This window comes from Sorangium sp. So ce834 (assembly GCF_051521425.1).
GTDB lineage: Bacteria > Myxococcota_A > Polyangia > Polyangiales > Polyangiaceae > Sorangium > Sorangium cellulosum_D.
Genome location: NZ_CP150351.1, coordinates 13417748 through 13429540 on the forward strand (window position 1 = coordinate 13417748; position 11793 = coordinate 13429540).

Genomic DNA, 11793 nt, shown 5'->3' on the forward strand with positions numbered 1-11793 from the left:
GGCCCGTCCTCGGCCCGCTCGTCCCTCCGAGCGGCTCCGTCCGGGTCCACGTCCGCCTTTACCCCAGGCTCGCGTGCCGAGCGAGCGTCTACTTGCCGCCCGGACGCCGCCCCCCCGTCTTCAGCACGATCGCCTGGGCGGCCGCGGCGTCGTCGAGGCCCGCCGGGACGACGCCCGCCTCGGACCCCCCGCCGCCGGCCGCCGCCTCGACCACGAGCGCCCCGTCCCGCTCGCGCACAAGGTGCGAGAACCGCCAGGACGCAGCGTACCCCTCCGGATCCTGGTCCGGCGCGTGCGCCACGACCGGGACGCCGAGCCCCCGCAGCGCCGCCGCGAGCGGCTCGGCGCGCTCCGGCCCCATCGCGAGGAGCACCCGCAGCGCCGGCTCGTCCGCGGCGCCCGCGACCTCGCGCGCCCACGCCACCGCGTCGAGGTTCAGGCCGAAGCCGACGGCCGGCATCGGCAGCCCGAACCGCGAGAGCAGCATGTCGTAGCGCCCGCCCCCCGCGATCGGCTCCCCCGGGCCGTCGGCGAGCACGTGGAAAATTGCGCCCGTGTAGTAGGCCAGGCCGCGGAGCTCGCCGAGGTCGACGCGGAGCGCCGGGCCGAGCTCCGGGCTCTTCCGCGCCGCGTCCCAGAGCGCGCGCAGCTCGGCGAGCGGCGCCTCGGCGGGCGTGCCGGCGAGGAGGCGGCCGGCGCGCTCGAAGACCACGGCGCCGTCCGGGTCGGCCTCGCCGCCGCCCGCGAGGTCCGGGAGCGCGGCGATGGCGGCGACGATGCGGCGCGGGACGTCGGTCGCCCGCGGGCTGGCGAGGACGGCGGCGAGGCGCGACGCGTCCTTCAGCTCGATCACCTCCGAGAGCTCGGCCGCGAGCCCCGCCGGGACCGCGTCGAGCAGCGCGCGCGCGATCATCGCGTGGCCGAGGTCCACCACGACGTGCTCGAGGCCGGCCTCCCGCACCGCGGAGGCGGCGAGGCGGAGGATCTCCAGGTCGCCGCCGAGCGCGCCGACGCCGTAGAGCTCGACGCCGGCCTGGGGGATCTGCCGGTGGCGCCGGGCGCGGCCCTGGCGCCGCCGCAGGACGGTGCCCTCGTAGCAGAGGCGGATCGGGCGGGGCGCGTCGGCGAGCCGGGTGGCCACGAGCCGTGCGATCTGCGGGGTCATGTCCGGGCGCAGCGCGGCGACCTCGCCCGACTCGGGCTCGATGAAGCGCAGCACGTCCGCGGCGTCGAGGGTGCCGAGGCCGCGCTCGAGCACCTCGGCGAACTCGAACGCGGGCAGCGCGACCGGCTCGTAGCCGTACAGGACGAAGTGATCGAGCACGCGCTTCGCGAGCGCGCGGCGGCGCCGCGCCTCCTCCGGGAGGAGATCGCGCATGCCGGCGGGCAGCGGGTGCGCAAGCGCGCGGGGCGGCGCGGACACGGACGGCGCTGGCCGATCCATTTCGGGCGTCGGAGCGTGGCGGTCTTCCCCTCGGGGGGCATCCCATCGCGGAGCGTCGCTGGACATGGTGGCCCCGCTTATACCGGCTGAGCACGCGGTGCGCACGCGGCGCGCACGTCCGTTGAGCTTGCCGTGGCAAGCGCTTTGCTGATCGGAGCGCACCACCGGGCCCGTGGGCCGGAAGCGCACGCGGCGCCCTCGACGGAGAGATGGCTCATGGCTCTGACCGCCGTTCCGACCGATGTTCCGAGCGCCAGCACGAGGCCCGAGACTCCTCTGGCGCCGTGCGGTCTCACCCCGCCGGGCGCGGTCGGTCCGCGCCCGGCGCCGCGGGCCGCGAGCGCGGGCCCGCTGGCCGAGGTGATCGGCAGGGCGAAGGAGGGGGACCGGGAGTCGCTCGACGAGCTCACGCGGCTCATCCGCCCGCACGTGGAGCGGCAGCTCGCGCGCTACCCGGTGTCGGACGAGGACCGGCTCGACCTCGTGCAGTCGACGCTGCTGCAGGTGGTGCGGACGATCCGCTCGTTTCGCGGCGACTCGAGCTTCACGACCTGGCTGTTCCGGGTGACGGCGAACGAGGCGCTCATGCTGATGAGGTCGCAGCGGCGGCAGCGCGCGCGCATCGTCGAGGGGCTCGACTTCGAGGAGCTCGGCCTGCTCCCGACGATGCGCAGCACGATCGGCGAGGACGACGCCGCGTCGGCGGCGGAGCGGGAGGCGTACGTCCGCGAGGCGCTCTGCGAGCTGCCGGAGGACTACCGCGACGTGGTGCTGGCGCACTACCACGAGGATCTCGGCCTGCAGGAGATCGCGCAGAAGCTCGCGGTGAGCGAGAGCGCCGTGCGGTCGCGGCTCCACCGCGCGCGCGTGCGGCTGCGCGCGATCCTCAACGCGACCGCGTTCGGCCGGGAGATCGCCGAGGGCGTCGCGGCCTGAGCGGCGGCGCGGGCGGGACGGCCGCGCGCGGCGCTAGCGCAGGACGGAGATCCGGGCGGTCGCGTCGCGCCAGCGGCGGAGGACGTCCCAGAGCTCGTCCAGCGTGCGGAGGACCACATCGGGGCGGGCGCTGAGCAGCTCCTGCTCCGAGGGGAAGCCGCCGAGGACGGCGATCGACCGCGCGCCTGCGCGGCGCGCGCACTCGACGTCCTGGGGGCCGTCGCCGACCATCACCATCCTGCGCGGCTGGATGCCGAGGAGCTCCGCGAGGCGGAGCAGCGGCGCGGGCGACGGCTTCTTGTCGGCCACGTCGCCGCCGGCGACCACGGCGTGGAAGCGCGCGCCGACGCCGAGCGCGGCGAGCACCGCCTCGGTGCTCGAGCGCGGCTTGTTCGTGCAGACGCAGAGCGAGAGATCGCCGACATCCGAGAGCTTCTCGATGATGTCCTGGGCGCCCGGCATCCAGCGGGTGAAGTCGAGCGGGTGCTGCTCGTAGTAGGCGAGGAAGTGCCGGAGGACCTCGTCGACGTCCTCGGACGACTCGGGGAGCCTGGCCGCGCGCGCGCACAGCGCGCGGGCGCCGTCGCCGACGTACCGGACGATCACCTGCCCCGGCAGCGGGGCGCGCCCGGTCGCCTCCAGCGCATGGTTCACCGCGGCCACGATGTCGCCTCGGCTGTCGATCAGCGTGCCGTCGAGATCGAACACGACCGCTGTAGGAGCCATCATCGCCCCGGAGCCTACGCCGGCGCCCTCGATGACGGAAGGTGTGGCGAGCACCCTGGTCACAGGTTCCGGGAGTGAAATGTGGCGGGACGATTCGAGCTCGGCTGCCGCGCTACGGCTGAGCTCGCGAGGGGGCCGCGCGGCTCCGGGGCTCAGGGGTCCCAGCCCTGGCGCGCCTTGATCCGGGCGAGCAGCGCCGAGAGCCCCGCCGCGTCCAGCGCCGCCATCTCCGTCCGCCGCGCCTCGGTCAGCGCGATCCCCAGCACCTCGCAGAGGGCCTCGATGCCCTGCCGGAGTCCGTCCTCCTGCCCCTCCCTCCTGCCCTCGTTTCTCCCTTCCGTCCGCGCCAGCGAGAGGGCTCCTCGCTCGTCCTGGAGCGCGATGCCCGCGCGGAGATAGGCCTCCCACTCCTCCTCGGTGAAGCCGGCGGTCCTCGCGGCCTCGAGCGCGTCGACGTAGGGGGGCTGCGCGAGCACCTCGGGGACCATGGTCAGGTTCTCCGCCTCGCGGAAGAAGTAGGCCCACCTCTCGACGACCGTCTGCGGCGGCCGGCTCACGTCGTACTTGGGCAGCTCGAGGAACACGAACTGGAGCTGCCCCAGGCCCCGCTCGCCCCCGTGCTGTTCCTGCATCCGCCAGCGGCTCAGCATCGGAACGCGGCGGCCCTCGCCGCTCGGCCAGAGCTCGAAGTCGCAGATCGTGATCCCGATGATGTCGTTGAGCTCTGGGTAGAGCTGGCCCCGGCCGAGCTGGCCGACATAGGCCTTCGCGACGTTGTACACCACGCGCTTCTCGAAGCCCTCCACGTTGAGCACCTGCATCTCGACGACGTACGTGACCCCGCGAGCGTCGCGGCATTTCACGTCGACGATCGAGTGCTTGAGCTCGGTGATCGCGGGGCGCTGCTCCGGGGCGAGCAGCTCGACCGACACGATGCGGTGCGGCCCGTCCAGCTCGAGCAGCCCGTTCAGGAGCGCGACGAGCAGGTCCTTGTGCTCCTCGCTGCCGAACAGCCTCTTGAACACGAAGTCGGTCTTGGGATCGGCGAAGACGGGTCGCGTCATCGGGCACCTCAGGCCGGCCGCGCCGCGGGGCACGCCGGCGGCGAAGGATACCGCGTCCTCCGGAGGCCGGAAGCTGGGCACAGGGGGGTCGGACAGGGCGCCGGCAGATCCGTTATCTTGCAGGGGCGCCATGACGATCGACGCCACCCCCGACGCGCCCATCCCGTCGGTGCTGCCGAGGCTCGACGAGATCCGCCAGCGCATGGCCTCGCACACCGACCGGCAGGACGAGCGGCGGATCCTGGAAATCCTCGCCGGAGCGACCGCCGCCGAGCTCGACGAGCTGCTCGTCCTGCTCGATATGCCCGCGCTGCTCGGCGACCTCGACGATCGCCTCCTCGGCCCCGACAACCGCACCGCGCTGCTCGAGCTCTTGACCGCCGAGCGCCTCGGCGACCTCGGCGTCCCGGCGCGCGCCGCGCTCGCCTCGGCGCTGCAGCGCGGCCGCACGGGCCGCCGCGACGAGCAGGCGCTGCGCCGCCTCTGGCTCGGCACGCGCGGCGCCGACGTCACGCGGCTCAAGAACGCGCTCGACGGCCGGGGCCGCTATCGCGACCTCCACCAGCTTTTTTATCACGACATCGACGACGGCGACCTGCGCGAGGAGCTCCTCGCGCACATCGCGGCCGAGGCCGTCCCGACGGGCGAGGTGAAGATCCTCTCCGACATCGACGACACCTTCTATGCGAACTGGAAGGACGCGCGGTATCCGAAGAAGACCATCTATCCCGGCGTCCTCCAGCTCTACGCCGAGCTCGACCGCGGGCCGGGCCCGGAGCCCGGGCGGGCCGGCGACCTGACCTTCGTCACGGCCCGCCCCGGCGACCGCCTCGGCCTCGTCGAGGACGCGACGCTGAGGGCGCTCGCCGCGCGCGGCCAGCTCGCCGCGACCGTGCTCGCGGGCTCGTTCACGCGCCTCATCGGCAATCGCGCGATCGCGGAGAAGAAGCTCGAGAACTTCCTGGAGTACCGGCGGCTGTACCCGGAGTACGGCTTCGTCTTCGTCGGCGACAGCGGGCAGGGCGACATCCATTTCGGTCAGCGGATGCTCGAGCTCGCGCCGGAGTCGGTCCACGCGATCTTCATCCACGACGTCGTCGCGACGCCCGAGCGCGCGCGGCAGGAGCTCGCGGTCTCCGGGGTGCACCTGTTCGACACGTACATCGGCGCGGCCGCCGTGGCGCTCGAGCGCGCCCTCCTCGGCCCCGAGGGCGCGGCGCGCGTGGCCGAGGCCGCGCTCGAGGCGTTCGCCGCGATCCCGTTCCCGTCGCACGAGGGCCGCGAGCCGCGCCGACTCGAGATGATGCGCGACCTCGCGCGGCTCAACGAGCTCCTGCCGCCGTCGCGGCGCATAGCGACGCGCCCGTGAGCCGCGCTCCGAGGGATTCGAGCTCGAGGCGGCGAGGGGAGACCGTGAAGCTGCCCTCCCCGGGGTGAACGATCAAGGGATCTTGAAATACTCGTCCTGACAGCAGCTCTCCTTCACCCCGCACAGGTCGGGGAGGGCTGCTTCACACGTCCCGACCTCGACGCCGTCCACGAGGCACACGCACGTCGTCGTGCCGCCGGCGGGCGTCTCGCACCGCGTCTCGTGCCGCATGCCCACGCACATGGCCTCGCACGAGCACGGCTGGCCCTCCTCGCCGCCTCCGCCGGAGCACAGCGGACGGCCCGAGCATCCGAGCGTATCCATGCACTTGTCCAGCGCGACCACCTCGGCCTGGCACGAGGGGGGCGCATCGCGCGGACACGTGGATACGTGGAGGAGGGCGCACACGAAGAGCACGGCGGCCCTGTTCTCGCACGCGGCGCCGGCGTGCTCGATCTGGTCGTCGCAGAAGTCGTCGCAGTCCGACTCCGGAGGTTCGCAGCCGCTCGCGTTGTGCGCGTTGCAGAAATTCATGCACGCCTGCCGGGCGTCCAGGCTGCCTGTGCTGCCCGAGCCGGCGCCGCCCGAGCCGGCGCCGTCCGAGCCGGCGCCGCCCGAGCCCACAGGCTCCTCATTCACATCGCCGCACGCTGCGAGCAGGCCCAGCGCGCCCACGCACAGCATCCTCCAGAGCCCATTCAGAGAATTCCGCATCGCGCGATGCTAGCCGGGGCCGCGCGCGCCGAGCACGCCGAGCAACAAGCAGACGCCGCGCCTCCCCCTTCAAGCCGCGGCGACCGCGGCGACGAAGCGGTCGATCTCGGATTCGTCGTTGTAATAATGGACCGAGGCGCGCACCAGATCGGGAATCCCGCGCGCCTCGAAGTCGAGCAGCGCCCCCGCGGCGGTCGACACGCTGACGTGGATCGCCTGCGCGCCGAGCCGCGCCTTCACGGCCGCGGCGTCCTCGCCGTCCCGGGTGAAGGTCACGATGCCGCAGCGCTGCTCCCCGAGGTCGCGCACGGCGACCCCGGGGAGCTCGGCCAGCCGCGCGCGCAGGCGCTCGGCCAGCGCGCAGACCCGGTCGCGGATCGCCGGCAGGCCCAGCCGGAGCGCGTACTCGGCCGCCGCGCCGAGCCCGAGCCGCCCGGCGACGTAGCTCTCCCAGTTCTCGAACCGCCGGGCATCCGGCCGCAGCTCGTAGCGGCCCGGCGCGGTCCAGCGGGCCGCGTGGAGGTCCAGGAAAGGCGGCTCCAGCCGGTCGAGCAGCGCGCGCCGCACGTAGAGAAAGCCGGTGCCGCGCGGCCCGCGCAGGTACTTGCGCCCCGTCGCCGACAGGAAATCGCAGCCGATCGCCTCGACGTCGATCGGCAGCTGCCCCACCGACTGGCAGGCGTCGAGCAGGAACGGCACCCCGGCCGACCTGGCCCGGCGGCCGATCGCCTCCGCCGGGTTGACCAGCCCGCCGTTCGTGGGGACGTGGGTGATCGCGATCAGCTTCACCCGCTCGTCGAGCAGGCGATCGAGCGCGGGCAGCGAGACCGCGCCGCGCTCGTCGCTCGGGATCGGGACGATCTCCGCGCCGGTGCGCCGCGCGACCTGCAAGAACGCGATGTAGTTCGAGGCGTACTCGGCCCGCGCGGTCAGGATGCGATCGCCCGGGCCGAAGCGGAGCGAGTAGAACGCCATGTCCCAGGCGCGCGTCGCGTTCTCGACCAGCGCGATCTCGTCCGGCGCCGCGCCGATGAGCCGCCCGATCGACCCGTAGACCGCCTCGAGCCGCTCGCCCGCCTCCGCCTCGGCCTCGTAGCCGCCGATGGCCGCCTCGCGCCGCAGGTGCTCGATCACCGTGTCGACCACCGCGGCCGGGGGCAGCGACGACCCCGCGTTGTTGAAGTGCAGGACGCTGGCGCAGGCCGGGGTGTCGCGGCGCAGCGCGGCGATATCCATCGTCATGACGTCATCTCCTCGCCAGGCCGACACGCTGCCGGCAGGCCAGCACCACGTCAATCGCGGAGGCCGCCGTCCGCGGCCGCCGCCGGCGCCGGCGACTCCAAGAGCCCGGTGCGCAGCTCGGTCGGGGAGTAGCCGAGCATGCGGCGGCAGGTCCGCGAGAAGTGCGCGAGGTCGGCGAACCCCGCGGCGTGGGCGGCGCCCGTCGCGTCGAGGCGGGCGAACGCCGCCAGCGCGACGAGGAGCCGGCGCCAGAGCTGGAAGGTGCGGATCGGCACCCCCACGTCGCGCACGAACAGCGCCTGCAGGTGCGCCTCGGAGATCCCGGCGTGCGCGACCGCGCGCCGCCGGTCCCCCGCCGGATCGCGCAGCGCCTCGAGGACGCGGGCGACGCGCCCGTCGGGGCCGCGCCGCGGCGGCTCGTCCGCGAGCCAGGCCGCGATCTCCCGGGCGAGGCCGTCGAGGACGTCGGGGCGCGACAGCGACGCGCGGTGCGCCGCCACGGCCCCGCCGAGGCGCGCGAGGAGGCGGCCCTCGAGCGGGCGGGCCCCGCCGCGCTGGCGCGTGTAGCCCGCCACGTGCGGCATCGCCTCGGGGTCGTACAGGAGCCCGATCGTGGGCCCGGGGCTCGAGGCGGCGTGCCAGAGGTCCGGGGGCACCACGACCACGCGCCCGCGCACGACGGCGCCGCCCGGCTCGGGCGCGGTCACCGTGACGTCGCTCTCCAGCCCGACCAGGACCGCCGCGCCGTGCTCGGCGTGGAGGGTCGACGCCATCGCCGTCGAGGCGCGCACCGCGAACGACTCCGCGATCACGGCGCCGATCCGGGATTCGTTCAAGCGGCCCACGCCCCGGAATCCTACCCTGGCGCGCGACGGAGGTCGTGAGCGATGAACCTGTTCTCGGACGAGATGCGCCGAAACCCTTATCCCCTGTACGACCAGCTCCGGAGCGGCTCTCCCGTGCTCCACTATCCCCCCTCGGATATGTGGATGATCTTCGACTACGACGGGGTGAAGCGGGCGCTCCACGACCATGAAGCGTTCAGCTCCGTCGTGTCGCCGCCGGGCAACAGGACCTCCGAGTGGCTGATCTTCATGGACCCGCCGCGCCACACGAAGCTGCGCGCCCTCCTCCAGCGCGCCTTCACCCCGCGGGCCGTGGCGGCGCTCGAGCCGCGCGTCCGCGAGCTGTCGCGCGGGCTCCTGGACCGGGCGATCGAGCGCGGCGAGATGGATCTCGTCGAGGACTACACGGTCCCTCTCCCCCTGCTCGTCATCTCCGAGATGCTCGGCGCGCCGGTCGAGGACCAGCCGCGGTTCAAGCGCTGGAGCGACGTGATCCTCGACCTCAGCCATACGGTCTCGGGCACCGAGGAGGGGGCCCGCGCGATCGCCGCGTTCACCGCGGTGAGCGCCGAGATGCAGGCCTACCTGAGGGGCCTCATCGCGGAGCGGCGGGAGGCGCCGAGGGACGATCTCCTGACCCGGCTCGTCGACGCCGAGGTCGACGGCGAGCGGCTCGGCGAGGACGAGATCCTGGGCTTCTTCCAGCTCCTCCTCGTGGCCGGCCACGAGACGACCACCAACCTGATCGGCAACGCCGTCCTGTGCCTCCTCGAGGACAGGGCCGCGCTCGCCCGCGTCCGGGCCGAGCCCGAGCTCCTGCCGGCCGCGATCGAGGAGGTCCTGCGCCACCGCTCGCCGGTCCAGGCGATGTTCCGCGTGACGAGGCGCGACGTCCCGATGCACGGCCAGGTGATCCCGGCCGGCAAGCCGGTGCTGGTGATGATCGGCTCGGCGAACCGGGATCCGCGGCACTTTCGCGACCCCCACCGCTTCGACATCGCGCGCGATCCAAACCCGCACGTCGCGTTCGGGCACGGGCTCCACTTCTGCCTCGGGGCGCCGCTCTCGCGCCTGGAGGCCAGGATCGCGCTGTCGGATCTGGTGACGCGGCTCGCGGACCTCCGGCTCGCGAGCGACGCGCCGTGGGAGCCGCGCCGGGCGATCCACGTGCTCGGCCCGACCCGCCTGCCGATCCGCTTCGCGCCGGGGCCGCGCCTCTCCCGGTCCGGGACGTAAGCGCGCCTGCGCGCGGAGCGTCCGGCTCTCCTGAGGTCCGCCGGTCTGATGCCTGCCGGCCGCACCCGCGCCGCCGCGCGATCCGGCCGGAGCGGCCGATGCGCCGTCGACGGCGCGATCGCGGGTCGCTCACCAGCTCTCCACCCCTGGCACCGCCGTTGCTGAACATCCCCGACGCTGATGCCGGCGCGCTCGTCGGCGACGGCGAGGCGCGGCCCCTGGCGCCGCTTTCGTCGCTCACGGCGCCCCGGCGAACCGCCGTCCCGCCGCCGAGGCGGCCGACAGGACGGGCAGGCATCGAGGAGTCCATGAACGAGCAGACCTCCATCAAGGTCGTTGTTCCGCGCGAGATGACGCCGGACGAAAAGCAGATCCTCGTCGACGAGCTCTATGCCCTCCGCCGCCGGATCTTCGAGGGCTCGCGGCGGAAGCGGAGCTTCGCCAGCCACGTCGTCGAGGCCGGCGCGGAGCACGGCGCGGTCGTGCTCCACCGGGGCGCGGGCGGCCAGCTCGTCGGCTATTTCGCGATGGAGATCCTCGAGCGGGCGTCTTCCGGCGCGACCATCGCGATCTTCCGCGGGGAGTCCGGCGCGCTCGGCGGGCGCTCCGGCGGCGACGGCGCCCTGCGCCTCGTCGGCGATATCGTCCTGCGCCTCGTCCTGGAGCGGCTGATCCGGTACATGCTCGCCCACCCGGGCCGACCCATGGTTTGCCTGTGCTCGCTGGCGCATCCGTCGAGCTACGCGCTGTTCGCGCGGTTCGTCGACATCACGCACACGAGCCCGGTGGCGGGCGCCGACGCGCTCATGTCGGGGCTCGCCGGCTCGTTCGATCTCGAGTCGAGCGAGCACGGCGGCCCGTTCGTCTTCGAGGCCGGGCGGGCGGACGAGCCCGCGGACGACTGCGGCTTTCTGCACCTCTACGAGAACCCGTCGGTCCGTTGCTTCGTGTCGGCGCACCCCGGCCCGGCGGAGGGGCGCGGGCTCGTCACGCTCGTGCCGCTGAGCCTCGGCGGCATGGTGCGCGCGGCGGCGCGCTACGCGGGGCCGGCGTCGAAGCGCTGGTAGGCGAGCGCCGCGCCGGGGCCTCAGGGCGCCCGGCGGGCCCGGGGGGCGTCACTTCAGCGCGTCCGCCAGGCTGTCGAGGAAGCGCTGGTTCTCGCGCTCGGTGCCGATGGTGACGCGCAGGCTGGTCGGCAGGTTGCCGAACGGCCGCACGATGACGCCCTTGCGGAGCAGGGCGTCGTAGACGGGGCGCGCTGGCCGCCCCACGTCGACCAGCACGAAGTTCGCCTGGCTGGGCGCCACCGACAGCCCGAGCCGGGCGAGCTCGCGCGTGAGCCGGTCGCGCTCGCGGAGGTTCAGCGCGCGGCTCTTCTCGACGTGCTCGGCGTCCTCGAGCGCCGCGAGGGCGGCCGCCTGCGCGATCGCGCCCACGTTGAACGGCGCGCGCGTCCGATTCATGTAGTCGATGAGCTGGGCCGGGCCGACGGCGTAGCCGACGCGGAGGCCGGCGAGGCCGTAGATCTTCGAGAAGGTGCGCACCACGAGGAGCCGCTCGCGGAGGTGGCGGAGGCGCATGGAGTCCGGGAAGTCCGGCGCGTCGGTGTACTCGATGTACGCCTCATCCATGACGATGACGACCTCGGGCGGCACCTCCTTGAGCAGGCGCTCGACCGCGCCGCGGCTGACGTGCGTGCCGGTCGGGTTGTTCGGGTTCGCGACGAAGAGGAGGCGCGTCTTCGGGGTGACGGCGGCGGCCATCGCCTCGAGGTCGTGGCGCAGGTCCCGCAGCGGCACGGCCGTGAACGGGACGCCGTACGCGAGCGCGGCGAGCTTGTAGACGACGAAGGCCGGGTCGCCGAAGACGATGTGCGATCCCGGCGTCGCGAAGGTGTGCACCATGAGGTCGAGCAGCTCGTTCGAGCCGTTGCCCTGGACGATCTCTTCCATGGCGACGCCGTGGACCGCCGCGAGCCGTTCGCGGAGCCGGTAGGCCGCCGCGTCCGGGTAGAAGTTGATGTTCGCGATTTCCCGGCGCGCCGCCTCGAGGGCGCGGGGGCTCGGGCCGAGCGGGTTCTCGTTCGAGGCGAGCTTCACGGCGTCGGTCACGCCGAGCTCGCGCGCGAGCTCCTCGATCGGCTTCCCCGCCTCGTACGGTGCGAGCATCTCGACGGTAGGCAGAACAAGCGCTGACATGGGTGCGCACCGTATCACA

The 11793-nt window shown here is 73.8% G+C and carries 11 protein-coding genes; 4 read left to right on the plus strand and 7 right to left on the minus strand.

Going from position 1 to position 11793, the window contains the following annotated elements; all coding sequences use genetic code 11:
- Positions 1 to 88: 88 nt before the first annotated feature.
- The gene (locus WMF20_RS49115) at positions 89 to 1378 is read right to left on the minus strand and encodes an ATP phosphoribosyltransferase regulatory subunit (RefSeq protein ID WP_437608935.1); all 1290 of its coding nucleotides are present in this window, start codon (positions 1376 to 1378) and stop codon (positions 89 to 91) included.
- Between the two features lie 282 nt (positions 1379 to 1660).
- Between WMF20_RS49115 and WMF20_RS49120 the strand changes: the two genes are divergently transcribed.
- Positions 1661 to 2380: an RNA polymerase sigma factor gene (locus WMF20_RS49120; RefSeq protein ID WP_437316865.1), complete on the plus strand. Its 720-nt coding sequence runs from the start codon at positions 1661 to 1663 to the stop codon at positions 2378 to 2380.
- A 33-nt stretch (positions 2381 to 2413) separates the two neighbouring features.
- Here the strand turns inward: WMF20_RS49120 and WMF20_RS49125 are convergent, their stop codons facing one another.
- Positions 2414 to 3109, minus strand: coding sequence for an HAD family hydrolase (locus tag WMF20_RS49125; RefSeq protein ID WP_129580729.1), 696 nt, complete (start codon positions 3107 to 3109; stop codon positions 2414 to 2416).
- Positions 3110 to 3258: 149 nt separating this feature from the next.
- Positions 3259 to 4170 carry an Rpn family recombination-promoting nuclease/putative transposase gene (locus WMF20_RS49130; RefSeq protein ID WP_437608937.1) on the minus strand — a complete coding sequence of 304 codons (912 nt, stop codon included), beginning with the start codon at positions 4168 to 4170 and terminating at the stop codon, positions 3259 to 3261.
- Positions 4171 to 4300: 130 nt separating this feature from the next.
- On the opposite strand from WMF20_RS49130, the gene WMF20_RS49135 reads away from it, so the two are divergent.
- Complete coding sequence (locus WMF20_RS49135; RefSeq protein ID WP_437608939.1) at positions 4301 to 5539, plus strand: phosphatase domain-containing protein; 1239 nt, start codon at positions 4301 to 4303, stop codon at positions 5537 to 5539.
- A 72-nt stretch (positions 5540 to 5611) separates the two neighbouring features.
- On the opposite strand, the gene WMF20_RS49140 is transcribed toward WMF20_RS49135, so the two are convergent.
- From WMF20_RS49140 to WMF20_RS49150, 3 genes are all read right to left on the minus strand, one after another.
- Entirely contained in the window at positions 5612 to 6253 is a 642-nt protein-coding gene (locus tag WMF20_RS49140) for a hypothetical protein (RefSeq protein ID WP_437608941.1), read from the minus strand.
- Between the two features lie 69 nt (positions 6254 to 6322).
- A complete protein-coding gene (locus WMF20_RS49145; RefSeq protein ID WP_437608943.1) occupies positions 6323 to 7495 on the minus strand; it encodes an aminotransferase class V-fold PLP-dependent enzyme in 1173 nt (390 codons plus the stop codon).
- 50 nt (positions 7496 to 7545) lie between these two features.
- Positions 7546 to 8340 (minus strand): helix-turn-helix domain-containing protein, encoded by a 795-nt coding sequence (locus tag WMF20_RS49150; RefSeq protein ID WP_437608945.1) that lies wholly within the window; start codon positions 8338 to 8340, stop codon positions 7546 to 7548.
- Positions 8341 to 8382: 42 nt separating this feature from the next.
- Between WMF20_RS49150 and WMF20_RS49155 the strand changes: the two genes are divergently transcribed.
- Positions 8383 to 9576 (plus strand): cytochrome P450, encoded by a 1194-nt coding sequence (locus WMF20_RS49155; protein ID WP_437608947.1) that lies wholly within the window; start codon positions 8383 to 8385, stop codon positions 9574 to 9576.
- A 308-nt stretch (positions 9577 to 9884) separates the two neighbouring features.
- Positions 9885 to 10643 carry a hypothetical protein gene (locus tag WMF20_RS49160; protein ID WP_437608949.1) on the plus strand — a complete coding sequence of 253 codons (759 nt, stop codon included), beginning with the start codon at positions 9885 to 9887 and terminating at the stop codon, positions 10641 to 10643.
- 48 nt (positions 10644 to 10691) lie between these two features.
- On the opposite strand, the gene hisC is transcribed toward WMF20_RS49160, so the two are convergent.
- On the minus strand, positions 10692 to 11774 hold the full coding sequence (hisC, locus tag WMF20_RS49165; protein ID WP_129580735.1) for a histidinol-phosphate transaminase: 1083 nt from the start codon (positions 11772 to 11774) through the stop codon (positions 10692 to 10694).
- Between the last annotated feature and the right edge of the window lie 19 nt (positions 11775 to 11793).

Coding starts and splice junctions, on each gene's coding strand:
- WMF20_RS49130 (WP_437608937.1), bottom strand. CDS start 4,170: ATGACGCGACCCGTCTTCGCCGATCCCAAGACCGACTTCGTGTTCAAG.
- WMF20_RS49135 (WP_437608939.1), top strand. CDS start 4,301: ATGACGATCGACGCCACCCCCGACGCGCCCATCCCGTCGGTGCTGCCG.
- hisC (WP_129580735.1), bottom strand. CDS start 11,774: ATGTCAGCGCTTGTTCTGCCTACCGTCGAGATGCTCGCACCGTACGAG.
- WMF20_RS49125 (WP_129580729.1), bottom strand. CDS start 3,109: ATGATGGCTCCTACAGCGGTCGTGTTCGATCTCGACGGCACGCTGATC.
- WMF20_RS49120 (WP_437316865.1), top strand. CDS start 1,661: ATGGCTCTGACCGCCGTTCCGACCGATGTTCCGAGCGCCAGCACGAGG.
- WMF20_RS49145 (WP_437608943.1), bottom strand. CDS start 7,495: ATGACGATGGATATCGCCGCGCTGCGCCGCGACACCCCGGCCTGCGCC.
- WMF20_RS49155 (WP_437608947.1), top strand. CDS start 8,383: ATGAACCTGTTCTCGGACGAGATGCGCCGAAACCCTTATCCCCTGTAC.
- WMF20_RS49115 (WP_437608935.1), bottom strand. CDS start 1,378: ATGCGCGATCTCCTCCCGGAGGAGGCGCGGCGCCGCCGCGCGCTCGCG.
- WMF20_RS49140 (WP_437608941.1), bottom strand. CDS start 6,253: ATGCGGAATTCTCTGAATGGGCTCTGGAGGATGCTGTGCGTGGGCGCG.
- WMF20_RS49160 (WP_437608949.1), top strand. CDS start 9,885: ATGAACGAGCAGACCTCCATCAAGGTCGTTGTTCCGCGCGAGATGACG.